This is a genomic window from Mannheimia pernigra (assembly GCF_013377995.1).
In the GTDB taxonomy this organism is placed as follows: Bacteria; Pseudomonadota; Gammaproteobacteria; order Enterobacterales; family Pasteurellaceae; genus Mannheimia; species Mannheimia pernigra.
This window is the reverse complement of record NZ_CP055305.1, coordinates 1,718,045-1,736,374: the sequence shown is the minus strand read 5'-3', so window position 1 is coordinate 1,736,374 and position 18,330 is coordinate 1,718,045. Positions and strand designations below refer to the sequence as shown.

Annotated in this window: 15 protein-coding genes and 1 CRISPR repeat array; of the genes, 8 read left to right on the top strand and 7 right to left on the bottom strand. The window is 40.6% G+C overall.

The window, feature by feature from the left end; genetic code table 11:
- Nucleotides 1-26 precede the first annotated feature (26 nt).
- The 8 genes from cydD (at nt 27) to tnpA (ending at nt 10,604) form a co-directional block, all read left to right on the top strand.
- Nucleotides 27-1,793 (top strand): heme ABC transporter permease/ATP-binding protein CydD, encoded by a 1,767-nt coding sequence (gene cydD / locus HV560_RS08320; protein ID WP_176812635.1) that lies wholly within the window; start codon nt 27-29, stop codon nt 1,791-1,793.
- Entirely contained in the window at nt 1,793-3,460 is a 1,668-nt protein-coding gene (cydC, locus tag HV560_RS08315; RefSeq protein ID WP_176812634.1) for a heme ABC transporter ATP-binding protein/permease CydC, read from the top strand. The genes cydD and cydC overlap by 1 nt, the downstream gene beginning before the upstream one ends.
- Before the next feature lie 134 nt (nt 3,461-3,594).
- The gene (gene hflD, locus HV560_RS08310) at nt 3,595-4,224 is read left to right on the top strand and encodes a high frequency lysogenization protein HflD (RefSeq protein ID WP_176812633.1); all 630 of its coding nucleotides are present in this window, start codon (nt 3,595-3,597) and stop codon (nt 4,222-4,224) included.
- Nucleotides 4,225-4,257: 33 nt separating this feature from the next.
- Nucleotides 4,258-5,625: an adenylosuccinate lyase gene (purB, locus tag HV560_RS08305; RefSeq protein WP_176812632.1), complete on the top strand. Its 1,368-nt coding sequence runs from the start codon at nt 4,258-4,260 to the stop codon at nt 5,623-5,625.
- Between the two features lie 66 nt (nt 5,626-5,691).
- Nucleotides 5,692-6,453, top strand: coding sequence for a DeoR/GlpR family transcriptional regulator (locus HV560_RS08300; RefSeq protein WP_176810116.1), 762 nt, complete (start codon nt 5,692-5,694; stop codon nt 6,451-6,453).
- A complete protein-coding gene (gene ubiA / locus HV560_RS08295) occupies nt 6,446-7,321 on the top strand; it encodes a 4-hydroxybenzoate octaprenyltransferase (protein ID WP_176812631.1) in 876 nt (291 codons plus the stop codon). Before HV560_RS08300 ends, ubiA begins: the two co-directional genes overlap by 8 nt.
- A 171-nt stretch (nt 7,322-7,492) precedes the next feature.
- On the top strand, nt 7,493-9,925 hold the full coding sequence (gene gyrB / locus HV560_RS08290; protein WP_176810114.1) for a DNA topoisomerase (ATP-hydrolyzing) subunit B: 2,433 nt from the start codon (nt 7,493-7,495) through the stop codon (nt 9,923-9,925).
- Nucleotides 9,926-10,166: 241 nt separating this feature from the next.
- The gene (gene tnpA / locus HV560_RS08285; protein ID WP_176812630.1) at nt 10,167-10,604 is read left to right on the top strand and encodes an IS200/IS605 family transposase; all 438 of its coding nucleotides are present in this window, start codon (nt 10,167-10,169) and stop codon (nt 10,602-10,604) included.
- A gap of 317 nt (nt 10,605-10,921) precedes the next feature.
- On the opposite strand, the gene HV560_RS08280 is transcribed toward tnpA, so the two are convergent.
- The 7 genes from HV560_RS08280 to cas5c form a co-directional block, all read right to left on the bottom strand.
- Nucleotides 10,922-11,056 carry a helix-turn-helix domain-containing protein gene (locus tag HV560_RS08280; protein ID WP_176808638.1) on the bottom strand — a complete coding sequence of 45 codons (135 nt, stop codon included), beginning with the start codon at nt 11,054-11,056 and terminating at the stop codon, nt 10,922-10,924.
- A gap of 103 nt (nt 11,057-11,159) precedes the next feature.
- Nucleotides 11,160-12,050: direct repeats of the CRISPR family, unit length 32 nt; unit sequence GTTTCAACTCACAGCTACGTGTAGGTAGCTGC.
- A 199-nt stretch (nt 12,051-12,249) separates the two neighbouring features.
- A complete protein-coding gene (gene cas2 / locus HV560_RS08275) occupies nt 12,250-12,543 on the bottom strand; it encodes a CRISPR-associated endonuclease Cas2 (RefSeq protein WP_176808637.1) in 294 nt (97 codons plus the stop codon).
- 55 nt (nt 12,544-12,598) lie between these two features.
- Entirely contained in the window at nt 12,599-13,612 is a 1,014-nt protein-coding gene (gene cas1c / locus HV560_RS08270; RefSeq protein WP_176812629.1) for a type I-C CRISPR-associated endonuclease Cas1c, read from the bottom strand.
- A 456-nt stretch (nt 13,613-14,068) separates the two neighbouring features.
- A complete protein-coding gene (cas4, locus tag HV560_RS08265; protein ID WP_176812628.1) occupies nt 14,069-14,746 on the bottom strand; it encodes a CRISPR-associated protein Cas4 in 678 nt (225 codons plus the stop codon).
- A gap of 1 nt (nt 14,747) precedes the next feature.
- Nucleotides 14,748-15,590, bottom strand: a complete 843-nt coding sequence (gene cas7c / locus HV560_RS08260; RefSeq protein WP_176808633.1) for a type I-C CRISPR-associated protein Cas7/Csd2 — start codon at nt 15,588-15,590, stop codon at nt 14,748-14,750.
- A 20-nt stretch (nt 15,591-15,610) separates the two neighbouring features.
- On the bottom strand, nt 15,611-17,596 hold the full coding sequence (gene cas8c / locus HV560_RS08255; protein ID WP_176812627.1) for a type I-C CRISPR-associated protein Cas8c/Csd1: 1,986 nt from the start codon (nt 17,594-17,596) through the stop codon (nt 15,611-15,613).
- Nucleotides 17,593-18,315 (bottom strand): type I-C CRISPR-associated protein Cas5c, encoded by a 723-nt coding sequence (cas5c, locus tag HV560_RS08250; protein WP_176808631.1) that lies wholly within the window; start codon nt 18,313-18,315, stop codon nt 17,593-17,595. The genes cas8c and cas5c overlap by 4 nt, the downstream gene beginning before the upstream one ends.
- Between the last annotated feature and the right edge of the window lie 15 nt (nt 18,316-18,330).

Genomic DNA, 18,330 nt, shown 5'->3' with positions numbered 1-18,330 from the left:
GTCGAAAAAGTAAAAAATTACACATTATGGAAAAACAACGCCAACGCGAATTGCAAAAATGGCTTAAAAGTCAGCAGAAAGTCATTAAAAAATATATACACTTAAATGTACTGTTAGGGATATTCAGTAGTTTATGTATGATTGGGCAGATGTGGTTGCTAGCCACAATGCTTCAAAAAATGATTGTGGAGAAACTATCTCCGAACACTTTTATTAACGAGATCATTTTATTATTTGGCTGTTTCATCGCTAGAGCATTATTGATTTTTTTGCGTGAGCGTGTTGGCTTTAAAGCAGGGCAAACGTTACGTTTGCATCTTCGTAAACAAATTTTGGCGAAGTTGGAAGCGGTTGGGCCGATGAGCATTCAGCAAAAGCCAGTGGGTAGCTGGGCAATTTTAATGTTAGAGCAGGTAGAAAATCTGCATAATTTCTATGCTCGTTATTTACCTCAGCAATTTTTATCGCTAATTATACCGCTTGTAATCCTATGTTTTGTTTTCCCAATTAACTGGGCAGCGGGTGTGATTCTGTTTGCTACAATGCCGCTATTGCCACTATTTATGATTTTAGCTGGAATGAAAGCCGTTGAGGCAAATCAGCGTAATATCGGTATCCTTTCTCGTATTAGCGGTCAATTTCTAGATAAATTAAAAGGCCTTGAAACTATTCGTCTATTCGGGCAATCTGAAAAACAGACCCATCAAATCCACCAAAGTACGGAAGATTTCCGCACCAGCACTATGGACGTTTTAAAAATGGCATTTTTATCGTCAGCAGTATTGGAGTTTTTTACCTCTATTTCGATTGCGGTGATGGCAGTTTATTTTGGTTTTATCTTCTTAGGGGAGCTTGATTTCGGCTACTACAACACGGGCGTTACATTGTTTATTGGCTTTTTCTGCTTAATGTTAGCGCCTGAATTCTATCAGCCTATGCGTGAATTGGGCGTTTTTTATCACGATAAAGCGGCAGCGATTGGGGCGGCGGATAGTATCGAAAAGTTTTTAAACGAAGAAGTTAAAACGCAAAGTGGCAATTTGCAAAAATCAATGGAAAATCGACCGCTTGTGATTGAGGCAAACGCGTGTATTATCCTTTCACCCCAAGGCAAGGCTTTAACAAAACCGTTGAATTTTAAGATAAATGCCAATAAACACATTGCCTTAGTTGGGCAAAGTGGGGCAGGTAAGAGTTCGTTAATGAATATGTTACTTGGCTTTTTGCCTTATGAAGGGTCAGTTAGTATTAATGGTACAGAATTACGTGAGCTGAATTTAAACGAATGGCGAGCAAAATTAGCGTGGGTGGGGCAAAATCCGCAATTAATGCGTGGTAGCTTAAAAGAGAATATTTTGCTTGGTAATTCAGCCGCGACAGACAATGATATTGCACAAGCATTACGTTTAGCTAAAGCGGATGAATTTGTTTCACGCTTAGGGTTAGAGCATCAAGTACAAGATAGCAATATCGGCATTTCGGGTGGGCAAGCTCAGCGTATTGCGATTGCTAGAGCCTTGCTACGCCGTTATGAATTATTGTTACTTGATGAACCAACGGCAAGTCTAGATATAGACTCTGAGCAGCAAGTATTAGACGCATTACATCATTTAAGCCGTGAGCAAACTACGTTGATGATTACCCACCGTGTAGAAGATTTAACACAATGCGATGAAATTTGGGTAATGAAACAGGGGCAAATTATCCAACAAGGTAATTTTGCTGAATTAGAGCATACAGGCTTTTTTGCTGAATTATTGCGTAATGAATTAGTTCATCAGGGAGAAATCTAATGAAATCGTTATTCCCATTCTTTTCTCTCTACCAAACCCATTTCGGGCGTTTATTGTTAGGGATTGTACTGGCAATTGTTGGATTGGCGGCTAGTATTGGTTTATTAAGCCTATCAGGTTGGTTTTTAGCCGCCTCATTTTTAGCGGGTAATGCAATTATTTTTAACTTTTTTTACCCAGCTTCAGGCGTGAGAGGGCTGGCGATTTTTCGTACCGTATCACGCTATTTTGAAAAATTAGTTACCCATGATGCGACCTTCCGTGTATTGGCGAACTTGCGTGTCAGTGTGTTCAAAAAACTCATTCCACTTAGTCCAAGCGGTCTAAATCGTTTTAGAAATAGCGAATTGTTAAACCGTTTAGTGGCGGACGTTGATACTTTAGATACGCTATATCTTAACCTCATTTCGCCATTTATGAGTGCAATAATGATTATTTTGTTTATGGCAATTGGGTTATCGTTCGTTTCTGTTTCATTAATGCTGATCATTTGTGGCACACTTTTAGCATTATTAATTATTGTGCCAACGGTGTTTTACCATTTAGGGCTGAATTTGGGGCGAAATGCAATACAAAATCGAGCGAATTACCGTAGCCAATTTATTGAATGGATTCAACTAAATGCGGAATTTTTATTGTTTGGCAACTTAAACCAAGTAACTAAAAGGCTACAAAATACAGAACGTCAATGGCTCAACGCACAAAGTAAAGAAAGCCAACTTTCGGGTTTGTCGAATGCTTTGCTAATGCTCTCAAATGGCATTTTAACTTGTGTTGTGATCTACTTGGTTTCTACTGCAATTAATGTACCAACAGCGGAATACCCCGAAGCTTTAATTGCATTAGTGGTGTTTTGCGTAATGGCATCAGCTGAAATACTTAGCCCGATTGGCATCTCATTTTTACATTTAGGGCAGGTGATTACTGCTGCCGAACGTATTAACGAAATTACGGAACAGCAGCCGAATGTGCAATTTAATGGCAGAGCAGAATGGCAAAATTTGAGCCTAAATCAACCGCTTGTACGTTTTGAAAATGTTAATTTTGCGTATTGGAATGGCGAGCAACAGGTATTAAATGATCTTTCATTTGACGTGTTTAAAGGACAAAAAGTCGCAATTTTAGGTAAAACAGGCAGCGGAAAATCGACTATTTTCCAATTGTTAAACCGTAATTATGATCCAACAAGCGGTCAAATTTGGCTAAATAATTGCAAAATTGAAGATTTCTCAGAGCAAACATTACGCTCAAAATTAGTCACGCTTAGCCAACGCGTGCATATTTTCAGCCAAACTCTGCGTGATAATTTATTAATGGGGAACTCAGCAGCAACTGATGAACAGATGATTGAGGTGATAAAAAAAGTAGGTCTAGGCTACTTACTAGAAACGGAAAGTTTAATGCTTTGGTTAGGCGAAGGTGGAAGACCGCTTTCAGGTGGCGAACAACGACGATTAGGGCTTGCTCGTTTGCTGCTAAGTTCAGCTGAGTTAGTACTACTAGACGAACCAACCGAAGGATTAGATCGTGAAACCGAACAACAGATCTTAAATCTGATTTTAACGCATTGTGCAAACAGAACATTACTGATGATTACCCACAGACAAAGCGGATTAGACCGATTTGATGTCATTTACCGAATGGATAATGGAAAGCTATTAGGATAATTTTATAAAGTTACTCAAAAACGTATCTATTATCGATTAACACATTTATCAGATAAATACCTTTTGCCATTCAAAAGAATGGTAAAAAATGCTATATTCGCCACTGATTTTTAACCATACTGAACTTTAGAAAAATGGCAGATTATTACGATATTACAATTTCCTATGCTGGAATATGCCAAGCGGCGAATTTAGTGCAACAATTTGCACATAAAGGCACGGCAGATAGAGAAGCATTTAGACAATCTATCCGTAGCTTATTAGTGACGCAGCCTGAGTCCACGCTAAGTGTATTTGGCGATGATCTTTCTCATCTAAAAATAGGGTTGGAAACGGCGATGTCTCAAACAGGTGGTGGCAATGGTAAGTTAGATACTGAAGTGGGGCGTTATTGGGTAAGCTTGATTGCACTTAGTCAGAAATTAAATAAAAATCTTGAAGCGAAGCAGCAGCTCTCTCAACGTTTGCAACAGATTGAACGTCAGTTACCACTTTATGAAGATAATATTTTAGCAGATCAAATGATTGTGAATTTGGCCTCAATTTATAGCGATATTATCAGCCCATTAGGCACAAAAATTCACGTGATGGGGATGCAGGATTATTTGGTTCGCCCTGATATTCAACATAAAATTCGTGCATCACTTCTTGCAGGTATTCGTGCTGCTATTTTATGGCAACAAGTAGGTGGTAGCCGCTGGCAGTTTTTATTTTCACGCAAGAAAATTTTCGAACAGGCACAGCAGCTTTATCGTCAAATCTAACCGAACATTTATTATTTTGGAGAACATAAAACAATGGAACTTACTGCTCTAACAGCGTTATCCCCAATTGACGGGCGTTATCAAGATAAGGTTGCTTGCCTTCGTCCTATTTTTAGTGAATTTGGTTTATTAAAATTTCGCGTAGAAGTTGAGGTCCGCTGGTTACAAAAATTGGCGTCTCACCCACAACTTAATGAAGTTCCTGCTTTTTCAGAAATAGCAAACGATTACCTAAATCAAATTGTAGCAAATTTCTCGTTAGAGGATGCCAATCGTATCAAAACGATTGAACGTACGACCAACCACGATGTAAAAGCGGTGGAGTATTTCTTAAAAGAAAAGTGTGAGGTGTTGCCTGAATTACAAGCGGTGAATGAATTTATCCATTTTGCCTGTACTTCAGAAGATATTAATAATACTTCACACGCCTTAATGCTAAAAAAGGCACGTGAAGATGTGTTATTGCCTGAATGGAAAAAAGTGATTGATTCAGTAGTAGCGATTGCAAAATGTTATCAAAACATTCCATTGCTTTCTCGTACGCACGGTCAGCCCGCTAGTCCAACCACAATGGGGAAAGAGATGGCAAATGTTGCTTATCGTTTAAAGCGACAATATAAACAGCTGGAAAATTTGGAGATTTTAGCGAAAATTAATGGTGCAGTAGGGAACTATAATGCACATTTATCGGCGTATCCTGAAATTGATTGGCATAATTTCAGCCAAGAGTTTGTGGAATCTCTAGGGGTCAGGTGGAATCCGTACACTACGCAAATTGAACCGCACGATTACATTGCGGAATTTTTTGATTGCGTGGCTCGTTTTAATACCATTTTGATCGACTTTGACCGTGATATGTGGGGTTATATTGCATTAAATCATTTTAAACAACGCACTATTGCAGGCGAAATTGGATCAAGTACAATGCCGCATAAAGTGAACCCAATTGACTTTGAGAATTCCGAGGGGAATTTAGGTTTAGCGAATGCGGTTATCGCTCATTTAGGGCAAAAATTACCTATCTCTCGTTGGCAGCGTGATTTAACCGATTCAACTGTGCTGCGTAATTTAGGCGTAGGTTTAGGTTATGCGTTAATTGCTTATGCTTCAACTTTAAAAGGCATTAGCAAATTAGAAGTGAATGAGCAGCATTTACGTGATGAGCTTAATCAAAACTGGGAAGTGTTAGCTGAGCCAATTCAAACCGTAATGCGTCGTTATGGCATTGAAAAACCATACGAAAAGCTGAAAGAATTAACGCGTGGTAAACGTGTTGATGAAGTAGCAATGCATGAGTTCATCGAGAAGCTGGACATTCCTGAAAATGAGAAAGCCCGCTTAAAAGAGATGACACCAGCGACTTACATCGGCTATGCTGTCGAGCTCGTTGATAAATTGTAAAATATAACGCAAAAAAGACCGCTTGCAAGCGGTCTTTTTCTACCCAATTTTTGCAAAAGGAATGATATGAAGCAAGCAAATAGACATAAAAAAATTATTGAATTAGTCAATCAGCTAGGTTATGTCAGCACTGAAGAGTTAGTGGCTCAGATGAAAGTGAGTCCACAAACTATTCGGCGTGATTTAAATGAGATGGCGGAGAACAATCTTATTCGTCGTCATCATGGTGGAGCGGCAGCACCTTCTAACACGGAAAATAGTGATTATACGCACCGTAAGCAATTTTTCTCGCAAGAGAAAAATGCGATAGCTCAGCAAGTGGCAAAATTAATACCGAATGGATCGTCGATCTTTTTAGATATTGGTACAACCTCTGAGGCTGTGGCATTAGCGTTGCTTTCACATAAAAATTTAAAAGTAGTAACAAATAATTTAAATGCTGCTCATATTTTAATGAAAAATCCAGAGTGCCAAATTACGGTAGCGGGCGGTAATTTAAGAAGCGATGGTGGATTAATTGGCGAAGAAACGGTTCGTTTTATTAATCAGTTTCGTTTGGATTTTTGTATTTTGGGTATTAGTGCGGTGGATTTAGACGGCTCAATGTTGGATTATGATTATCACGAAGTTCAGGTAAAAAGAGCGTTAATGGAATGTGCTAGACAAGTGGTGTTGGTCGCCGATCACTCAAAATTCAGTCGCAATGCTATTGTTCGTTTAGGAAATATTAAAGAAGTAAATTATTTGTTTACAGATACTGATTTGCCGCTAGAATTACAACATCATTTAAGTCAATCAGACGTTATTGTTAAAGTTTGTAATGAATAAAGAAAGCCTTTTCTCTAAACAAAAATGGATTGCTTACGCTCAATTAATGCGATTCGATAAGCCAATTGGTACCTTGCTATTACTTCATCCGACATTATGGGCGTTATTTATAGCAGCAGATGGAATGCCGCCCCTTTCTATTTTGCTTATTTTTACTCTTGGCGTAATTGTAATGCGAGCCGCTGGTTGTGTGATTAATGATTATGCAGATAGAGAAATTGATAAGCACGTTAAGCGTACCTCACAACGCCCGTTAGCAACAGGCAGGGTTACCATTACAGAGGCTAAAATCATTTTTGTGATATTGCTATTGTTTGCTTTTATGCTCAATTTAATGCTCAACCGATACACCTTTTTGCTTTCATTTGTAGCCGTATTTTTAGCGGTTATTTATCCTTTTATGAAACGTTTTACCCATTTACCGCAAGTGGTGCTTGGAGTGGCATTTGGCTGGTCAATTCCAATGGCATTTGGGGCGGTAAGTGAAGCTCTGCCACTTGAATGTTGGCTGCTTTTCTTTGCCAATCTTGCGTGGACGGTGGCTTATGACACCCAATATGCGATGGTTGATCGTGATGATGATTTGCGTATTGGGGTAAAATCCACCGCAATTTTATTTGCTCAATATGACAATAAAATTATTGCGTTATTGCAATTGATCACCTTGATATTATTAACCTTAGTGGGCATCGTACAAGAGTATAATATCGGCTATTTCATTGTTTTGGCGTTAAGTGCAACGCTATTTATTTATCAATGTTGGCTAACGAGAAAACGAGAGCGTAGCGATTGCTTTAACGCATTTTTGAACAATCATTACGTTGGCTTAGGTGTCTTTTTTGCGATTTTAGTTGGGGTTTATTTCTGATGGCAGTAAGGGCTAAAAATTTAGCCCTTATTTATTCTCTACAAGCGGTTAAATTTATTGGAAAATTTGCAAATTCCAATAGAAATTTAACCGCTTGTTTTACGATACATTTTGGCATTTTTCTGCTATAATTCACGCAATTTTTTCGATTTTAAATTAGTAGGAATAACAATGTCTGAACAAACTCAACCAACAAGTTATGATTCTTCAAGTATTAAGGTTTTACGCGGCTTGGATGCGGTGCGTAAGCGTCCAGGAATGTATATCGGTGATACCGATGACGGAACGGGTTTGCACCATATGGTATTTGAAGTGGTAGATAACGCCATTGATGAGGCATTAGCAGGACATTGTAAAGATATTATCGTGACCATTCACTCTGATAATTCAGTTTCCGTGCAAGATGATGGACGTGGTATTCCTGTTGGCATTCATCCAGAAGAAGGCGTTTCTGCAGCGGAAGTGATTATGACGGTTCTTCACGCAGGCGGTAAGTTTGATGATAATTCCTATAAAGTATCGGGTGGTTTACATGGTGTAGGCGTGTCGGTAGTAAATGCACTTTCTTCAAAATTACAACTTACTATTCGCCGTGAGGGGCACGTTCACGAACAGTTCTATAGTTTAGGCGAGCCTGATGCACCATTAACGATTATTGGTAATACCGATAAAACAGGCACATCTGTTCGTTTCTGGCCAAGTTTAGATATTTTTAAAAACAAAACCGAATTTGAATATAAAATTTTATCAAAGCGTTTGCGTGAATTGTCTTTTTTGAACTCAGGGGTTTCGATTAAATTAGTTGATGAGCGTGATGGCAAAGAAGAACACTTCAAATACGAAGGGGGCATCAAAGCCTACGTCGAATATTTAAACGAAGGCAAAACGCATATTCACAATACCCCTTTCTATTTGACGACTGAAAAAGACGGTATTGGCGTAGAGATTTCTCTGCAATGGAATGATAGTTACAACGAAAGTGTTTATTGCTTTACTAATAATATTCCACAACGTGATGGTGGTACGCATTTAGCCGGCTTTCGAGGGGCTTTAACCCGTGCATTGAAAAATTATATGGATAACAGCGGTGTGTTGAAAAAAGCGGATGCGAATATTGATGCTTCAGGTGACGATGCACGTGAAGGCTTAGTCGCCGTGATTTCGGTAAAAGTGCCTGATCCAAAATTCTCCTCACAAACAAAAGATAAATTAGTTTCCTCTGAAGTGCGTAGTGCGGTTGAAAGCTCAATGAATGAAGCATTATCAGACTATTTAGCTGAAAACCCAGATGATGCAAAAAATATCGTGACTAAAATTATTGATGCTGCACGTGCAAGAGAGGCTGCTCGTAAAGCTCGTGAAATGACACGTCGAAAAGGGGCGCTGGACTTGGGCGGTCTGCCAGGCAAATTAGCAGATTGCCAAGAGAAAGATCCTGCATTGTCTGAGCTTTATTTAGTTGAGGGCGATTCTGCAGGCGGATCGGCGAAACAAGGGCGTGACCGTAAAAACCAAGCGATTTTACCGTTAAAAGGTAAAATTCTAAATGTAGAAAAAGCGCGTTTTGACAAAATGCTTTCTTCACAAGAAGTGGCAACCTTAATTACCGCGTTAGGCACAGGGATTGGGCGTGATGACTACAATATTGAGAAATTACGTTACCATAAAATCATTATTATGACCGATGCAGATGTGGACGGCGCCCATATTCGCACGCTTTTATTAACTTTCTTTTATCGTCAAATGCCAGAGTTGATTGAAAATGGCTATATTTATATCGCTCAGCCACCGCTTTATAAGGTGAAAAAGGGTAAACAAGAGCGTTATATTCAAGATAATGATGAAATGGCACAATATGAAATTGACATTGCCCTTGAAGGCGCAGGTTTATATGTAAGCAAAGATGCACCTGCATTAAGTGGGGTGGCATTAGAGAATTTAATTTCGCAATATAATCACGTGCAAAAACTCATTGGGCGTTTAAGTAGACGTTATCCAATATTGTTATTAAATGAATTAATTTACTCAAAACCGCTTTCAGTTGAATTTGCAAAAAATGAAGCAAATATGACCGCTTGGAGCGAGGCTTTTGTGGCTAATTTAATGGAGAAAGAAGTAGGCGGTAGTTTCTATCGTATTCATACGGTGTTTAACGAAGAACGTCAAATTCACGAGCCACACATTATTGTGACCACTCATGGTATGGATACGACTTATCGCTTGGATTATAACTTTATCAATGGTAATGAATACGCTCACATTGTGGCATTGGGTAATGAATTGAATGATTTATTTTCTGATTCAGCCTACGTTGTGCGTGGTGAGCGTCGTCAAGATATCAGTAGCTTCGCTGAAGCATTAGATTGGTTGGTGAAAGAGTCTCGTAAAGGTTTAACTATTCAACGTTATAAAGGATTAGGCGAGATGAACCCAGAGCAATTATGGGAAACTACAATGGATCCAGTAGCTCGTAAAATGTTGCAAGTCAATATTAGCGATGCAATTGCAGCAGATAAGCTCTTCAGTACGCTAATGGGCGATGAAGTTGAACCAAGACGTGATTTTATAGAAACCAACGCATTATATGCTCAGATTGATGTCTAATTAACTGTAGAAGAACAGACTTGATCTGACAATTCACTCTAAAAATTGAGAGTTTCCCGTTTAGAATATGAGTGTCCAAATTCAATCTAAACAAAAAAGGAAACTCTCATGTTTTATTACTAACTAAAAACCACCTTCTATGAAGGTGGTCATCGCCTTAAAAGGCTTTTGCCTGAATAAAAAAACTCATAGAGAATTTTCCAAGAAAGTTATCCCCATAACCAACATAAGGAAAAAACCTATGAGTCGATTTACAAAATCATCGCACGTTATCTGGCATTGTCAATATCATTTAATTTGGACACCCAAATGCTGTTATAGAATACTAAAAGGAAACGTCGGGAAGGAAGTCTACGTTCAGCTGAGGATTTTATGTGAGCAGTTGAAAGTAGAGGTAGTGGAATTAAATGTCCAAATAGATCACGTTCATTTATTGGTAAAAATTCCCCCGAAATTATCTGTATCAGAGGTAATGGGACATTTAAAAGGTCGAACAGCAATAAGATTGTTCAATAAGTTTCCCTATTTACGTAGGCATAAATTGTGGGGTAACCACTTTTGGGCAAGAGGTTATTGCGTAGACACCGTAGGTGTCAATGCGGAAATGATAAGGAAGTATGTGAAATATCAGGAAAAGCACGAATTAGAAGATAAGCAACTTCGTTTATCAGATATATAAAAATTCGGGTTCTATGAATTCGAATTTTAATTGCCCCCTTCTAGGGGGCTTTAGCAAAGCCACCTTCTATGAAGGTGGCTTTTTACTCCTAAATCCGTCACCGCCTGCGATACACGCCGTGAGCCATAGGTTTCACCGCTTGCCTCAAAGGCGGATAGCAACGTTTCCTGCAAGCTCATCAACGTTTGATTAGGCGACGATTTTTCTCAACGATGGCTGGTAGAACGGTTCAACGAAAAACAACGGGACAGTTGTGAGTGGGAAATGCCTTCTCGCAAACGCTGAATTCCCCGCTGCTCGGCGAGAAATTGCCGCTTCTAACGATTCAAGCAACGATTTAGGGCAGATTGGCTGACTCGCATCATTTTACACACTTGACTGACGCTATGTTTGCCGTCTAACACCATTTCAACACATTGCTTTTTATACTCAGGGGTAAAAAGTTTAACCATTTTGCTGGTCTCCATTTTGAGAGAGTTTATCAAAAATAGTCTTTGGTTTGTTGCTATGGGTTAGACCATTACATCCTGAATTTTCACGATTTACCGAACCAGTGTTTCAACTCACAGCTACGTGTAGGTAGCTGCTGTAATTTTTGCCATTGTGAATGTCTCCAAATTGTTTCAACTCACAGCTACGTGTAGGTAGCTGCTGTAATTTTTGCCATTGTGAATGTCTCCAAATTGTTTCAACTCACAGCTACGTGTAGGTAGCTGCTGACCAAAGAGGCAACCGCACGCTTAGGGGTGGCGTTTCAACTCACAGCTACGTGTAGGTAGCTGCCTTATTGAGAAGCGTGCAATCCTTTGAGATAACTGGTTTCAACTCACAGCTACGTATAGGTAGCTGCAGTATGAGCATCTATTTAGATTTTCAGACGGTGCAGTTTCAACTCACAGCTACGTGTAGGTAGCTGCATAAGAAAGAGATTTTGAAGTTTATCAAGGATGCGTTTCAACTCACAGCTACGTGTAGGTAGCTGCAGGTCATATACCCTCCTTTTTTACGAATTGTCTTGTTTCAACTCACAGCTACGTGTAGGTAGCTGGTTCCAGCTCTACCAAATTGCGAAATACTGCGATGTTTCAACTCACAGCTACGTGTAGGTAGCTGCCAACTCATTATAAATACTGCCCACCTCTTGACTAGTTTCAACTCACAGCTACGTGTAGGTAGCTGCTATACCTTACCCGCAGCGTAGCGAGCTAAAATATCGTTTCAACTCACAGCTACGTGTAGGTAGCTGCCAGCGATTTACGCCATTGGCAGACAGGACAATAGCGTTTCAACTCACAGCTACGTGTAGGTAGCTGCATAACGCAGTGCAAGTGACTTATTCGGATAAAAAGTTTCAACTCACAGCTACGTGTAGGTAGCTGCTTGACCACCCATACTGCTACAAAATGCCTTGTATGTTTCAACTCACAGCTACGTGTAGGTAGCTGCCCCTATATCAAAATACGTTATGCTATCAGGTTGTATTACCTGATTTTCGCTAAAGCAGTCGTTACAGGGGGTGATTTGAGTATAGCACATTCAGTAATATGCTATAAAAATTTTTAACTAATTAATTATTAAAGAACTTTTAAAATCGCTAGCCTCCCTATATATTGATGAGAACAAGTAGCTAGCGATAACAGAAAATCTATAAAATTAGAACATCTTTGAACATATCCACCGCTTTTTTTGCTCCGTGGTGCTCCACTTTGTTTCTCCATTTGCTTCCGAGATGATAGAAACGTAAACTATCCGTTTCCGGATTATAGGTGGAGAGTAATTTCTGTTTGAGTTTAACCCATTGGTCGGGTGTGACATCGCATTCAAATACAGAATATTGAACCCTGATGCCGTAATCTAAACAGTATTTGGCAATATGCCTCAGGCGCTTCTGCCCTTCTGGGGTGTCAAAAGAAATATCGTAAGTAATTAACATCATCATAATTCTATCCCTATACTTACTACAAGCGGTTAGTTTTTTCAGATTTTTTGTAACATTATCGCATTAAAAATGGGGGATACTCTGCCAAATCACCTCGTAGATGGCGAGCTAATAACATTACTTGAATATAAGGCAATAAACCAATTTCTACCTCTTCTTGTAGAAACGGGTGCATAATCTTTTCTTGCTTTTTAGCTTGTAGCGTTTGGAAAACCACCTTTCGGGCTTCTGGTTTAAGAATCACAGCGCCACTCGCTTCGTTCACAAAATCAGACAATTTAATTTGCCCTCGGTTAATCAGCGATAGTACCATTCTGTCTACCCACCATGCACGGAACTCCTCCAAAATATCAAGTGCTAAGCTATCTCTCCCAGGTCGATCTGCATGCATAAAGCCAACCTGCGGATCTAATCCTACTCCTTGCAATGCTCCGCTAATATCCTTGCTCAATACACTGTATAAAAACGAGAGCAAAGCGTTGACGCCATCTCTTGGAGGGCGACGATTGCGTCCGTTAAATTGAAATTCACATTTTTCACTTAATAAATATGATAAAACACCAAAATAGCGAGAAGCAGCTTCGCCCTCAATACCTCGAATTAAATCTAAATTATCCGCTTTCTGTAGCTGTCTGAGGCTAATGTTCAGAGCGCTTATCGCCGACTCTACAGGCGCACAATCTCCGTGATTTCGCAACCTCCGCTGTAATACACGTTTAGAGGCTTGAATTTTCACCGCGATAATATTTTTAGCAATCGGCATAGGGTTTTCTTCCGAGCGTTTATATTGAGCCCTTCGGAGCAACACATTACCGCTCTGCCGCCCTTGCAAGCGGGCTAAAAATCGTCCATTTTCGCTAAAAAAGGCGACATTAACATTATTCTCCCCACAAAACCCTAGCAAAAACGGCGAAACCAACACATTACCAAAACAGAAAATATGTCCGATGGAATGAATCGGCAACTGTGCCACTTTCTTTCGTTCTTGCTCCACCACTAAGGTTTCACGTTCTTTGTGCAAATAACTGCCTTGGGTGGTGATGTAGAGGGTGTTTTGAAGTTTTCGCATTTAGAGAATTCCCTTGGTTTTAGTCGCACTTTTATATAACAACTGCCCTAATTCGGGCAGTGATGCTTTACAACAGCTCACAAAAAACCATTAATATTTCAACTCACAGGCATTAAATGACTGACAATCGATCTTCCTTTAAGAAACAATATCCTAAGATATTAGAAAGGAAGCTTTCCTGAAATCAATAAGCTAACGCTTATAACAGATATTATAAAATATATTAGCTTTCCTATATTTCCCTCCAAAAGAAATAAGAATTTATTTTCCTGTCTATAAATCAAGCAACGCAGATAATTTCTAACTTTCATATTCACCTCTCAATTATTGATTAAAAATGCAATTATGATAAGACGAGCTAATGAACAGGTCAACAATGATTACTAAAATAAACCGTTAATGAAATATTAAATATCACTAGGAACTAAAAACATTTCTCATATACTTAAATATTATTTAGACGTCTTCACCAAATAATCCTCCCACATACACTACCGACCTATCCCTGCCCAATAACTTTGGCTGACAAACCTCCACCAACGAGCAAGCTTTGCAATGTTTGCCGTATTCAGGTGCAGGCGTTTTTCCACTGATAAACAATTTACGGACTTGGGCTATAGTATCCTGTGTTGTCTGTCTAAGACTGTCTGAAAATACTACCAACACACGATGCCGGGTTTGTTGATACCACAATGCACCCTCCTCAATCCGCTGTCCTGTCATTTCCTCTAAACAGAGGGCTTGGGCGCAGAGTTGGATTTCATCCATCGCGGTCGGTTTTGGTTTGCCGTGTTTGTATTCGACAGGTTTAAACTTGCCGCTTGCCAGCTCATATTCCACCATATCTGCAATGCCGCTTAAGCCAAGCTGCTCGGCACAAAGATGTACAGTGCGTTCAAAACGCACGCCTTTGCGGGTTTCAGGCTCACCGCTATCCACCCGTTCGTGTAATACGCGACCTTGGGCGGTGAGATAATTTTCTGCCCACGCCTGTTCATTGTGGATCAACGCACATTGTCTTGGGCAAAAAGCGTAGTGTTGCAGGGCAGAAAGAGGAATAAGCAACGTTTCTTTATTGCTTTCCTGCCCTGTAAGCGGTCGGATTTGCTCGGAATTTTGCAAAACCGTTGGCATATTAGAAACCGTCAATTTCTTGTGGTTTCAAGCCTTCGAGCTGGCTTAATGTGTAACTGCCATCTGCACTCACGTTCAAGCTACCATGCACTTTCGCTGAGGAATACTGCCCCGTTTTGCAGTTATGCTCCCACCAAATCAATTTCAGCACCTGCATTGAGCCTTCCGGGCGAGCGGAAGAGGCATCGCCTTCAAACAATTTGGTAAGAACAGATTTGATTTTGTCTGCATCGTTATCAGAGAAACCCGTACGTTCGGCAAGTTGCGGCGACATTGCCCCATATGCCACATAAATACCGCCATCAACACGGTGTTTCATTCCCATAGTGTCGGAAGATTTTTTGCTGCCGTCACCTTCGCCACTCACGCTTTTAGTGATTTGCGTGCTGGTAATCAACACCGGCTCAACACTAAATGCCGATTGAATGGTTACCGGCCCACGCACGGCAATCGATACGCCGGCACCGTCATCACTTTTACCAAAAGCGAATACTTGCCCGAAGCTCCGTACATCAAGCCATTTTTCACAGGATTTTTTCGCCGTTTCATCACGGTTGGATTTTTTCGCGTTGAATGCCTCATTACCCAAACCTACATCCTTATCTTTCGCACGGTTGGCAAGGCTGGTCATTCCGTCAGTTTTCTTTTCGTCAGATTGCACAAAAATGCTCTCGCCGTCATCTTGCAAGCGGTCACGAATTTTGCGTTTTAAGCAAACATCGGTGATTTCGCCGAAGCCTTCAAAATCGGTACGAGGACGGTTGCCGTTTAATGGGTCACCGTTTGGATTAGCATTTTTTACTTGGATAATTAAGGCAAAGTCGATTTTTTTGGTTAAAGACATACTATTTTCCTTCTATAAAATTATTCTTCAGTTGATTTAGCACTTTTCGCTTTTAATTCAGCAACTTGGCGAGCAATTTCCATTTTTTGGCAATGGTAACCTAATAAAAATTCGCCACTTAATTTGCCATCATTGATAAAATCATTATGCTCAAAGAGATCGGTTATCTCACTAATGGCCTGCATTCCCGTATCTTTGCCATTATTTTTCAGGCGTTCTTGGTAAGGCTGTAAGGCTAATTCAAGATTACGCCAAGTATAATAAGGGCGATCAGAAAACTGCTGCATATAGCGTTCTGCATTGGTTGAGCGTTTTTCGCCGGCGAGATAGAGTGCGTAAGATTCAATATTTTCTGCAACAGCCAAGAGTCTGCCGTACAGATAATCCCGTGAGCGATTTTCGATGTCTAAGCTCATATCGTAAGTTCTCCTTTCTGATTCTTTGTGATGACGAGCGCGCCAGCCTCGATATAGGCCGCAAGCTACGCCGATATTGCGTTGCCACTCCCAAGTATCGCAGCCGTTTGGATTACAGGCGACTTGGAAACTTTTTTGCACCAAATCGTAGGGAATTGGCACACTTTTCCCACCAGCAATCACAGGGAGCAAGCGGGCATAAAGTTGTTTTTTTAACTTATCATTTAACGATTTGCCATACACGGCTTGCGCAATCGCAAACGGCGATGGCGGAATCTCTAACCACAAGGTACGTTTTCCGTTTTTCTTACCGCCTTTTACCTCAAAAGTGTGGCGTTGGAACCAAGTAAAATCGTCCAACCACGCTTCTAAATTGGCAAAATAATCCTTTGGCAAAAATTCTTGGTAATAGGTTAATGCCATTCGCCCTGGTGTGGCAGAATCTAACATCAGCAATGAAATTTGCTCGTGATGATCCAATTTCGCTTTATAGCCGTGATATTTCTTTTTGATGAGGTTGGCTGCCTCTTTGCCGATATTCTCTGACCAATCCAGCTTTGTTTCCGAATCTGCCGATGTTTGAAATTCAGCGTTATTTTCGATCGCACTGGTATCCGCATTATCAAAATCGAAGTTTTGAAACGGATCTTGTAATGGCGAAGGCACTTCTTTACCACTAATCGCCCAAGCCACGGTGACTTGATCGCCATTGCGAATGCCCTGGCGGGCAATCAACCAACGCAATGCACTATGGGCTTTGGCTGAAACCTCGGCTGAAATCGTCGCTGCTTCATCTGCCGTTTCAAACCGGCCACGGAAGGTATAACCGCCAGTGTCATTTGATGAAATCAGCTTAGCTTTATCGCCTGTATGACGTAACTTCGCAGGGTGCATCGTAGAAATAGCTGCCTCCTCGCCTTTTACCAAGCAGAAGCCTTTGTTGCTGTCGGCAGAAGCTAAGTAATCAGCCCAAGATTGTTGCACGCTGCTATCCGTCCAAGTATCAGACTGCGGATCATTGGGTATTTCCACACACCAACACACTAAGGCAGAACCAAACTCAATTTCGCCTTTGGTTTTTGGCAAGGTTGAAAAAATAGCCGGGGCTTCACTGTCATTTTCCCATTTATTCAGCACCTTACCATTCGCATCAAGCGGCAAAACAGCAGCTCGGGCTAAATCTGCAATCACCTGCCCTTTTTTAACATAATGGAGAACGGCTAACACTTTTGGGTGTTGAAAAGATGAATCACACCAAGCCTGTAATTGGGTTAAATAGCCCTCAAAATAAGCTTTTTTCTCGCCACCGAAATCGACATAATCTTTCGCGACATATTGTAGTTTGTCCGCCAGCGGATGAGGGGCTTCACCGCTTGTGCGGTTTTCCGAGGATTCTGTCGCCGGTAACATAATCGCCGTTTTCGGCGGCATCACTCTTGCGGTTTGAAACTCACTATCTCCATTCAAGACAATCACAATATGGGCATTTTGTAGTGTATGCCCTATCGGTGTTAAAGGATCGCCATCAAGTTTATCCGAACGAGCTAAAACCGCTTCATAAGTCCGATAAAGTTTCTGCATCCAGCTCATAATTCAAGCTCCTTTTCCTCGTCTTCCACCAGTTTCACATTTTCGCCGCGTTTAAAAGGTTTAAACGGTTTCATTTCACGAATAAAACGTTTTTTTAAACGACCGGATTGATCATTGACGCTTGGAAATTCAATCACGCCATTTTGCATCGTGGCATTCCAAAAACGGCTAATCAGTTCGTGTTTGCCGGTTTCTTCCGGATAGCCAAAACTGTGGAACATTAAACCAAAATCCAACTCGCCTGTTCCATCATAAAAACTCTCGCCCGCTCCAAACTGACAAGGCTCAACATAACCTTGGCAATCTCTTGTGCCAAGGAAAATATCTTGTCGTCCGCCTCGGGCTAACATTCGTTCGGCAATCGCCATATGTTTTCCTGGATTACGATCACCGGCTAATTCGTCCCAATGTTCGTTCCAAGTAAAATGGGCTTCCACTTGATATTCAACCTCTTGCAAGAAAGTATAAATGGCTAAGGTATTGCCGCCATTCCAATCCAAGGGTTTGGTGGATTTAGTTTGAGTACGAATTTGCTTCATAATCCGCACGCGGTCGATATGCCAAATCAAGGTCGGCTTCCAATAAATGCTTCTTAAAATACCTTTTAAGGCTTCATAAGTCGGCACCGGATAGCTAAATTTTTCACCGCCAATTTTAGTGACAGGATCCGTAAAAAGTGCTTGCCTGCCCCACACGCGAAAACTAATTTTATTATTCATATCGCTCCTTTTTCA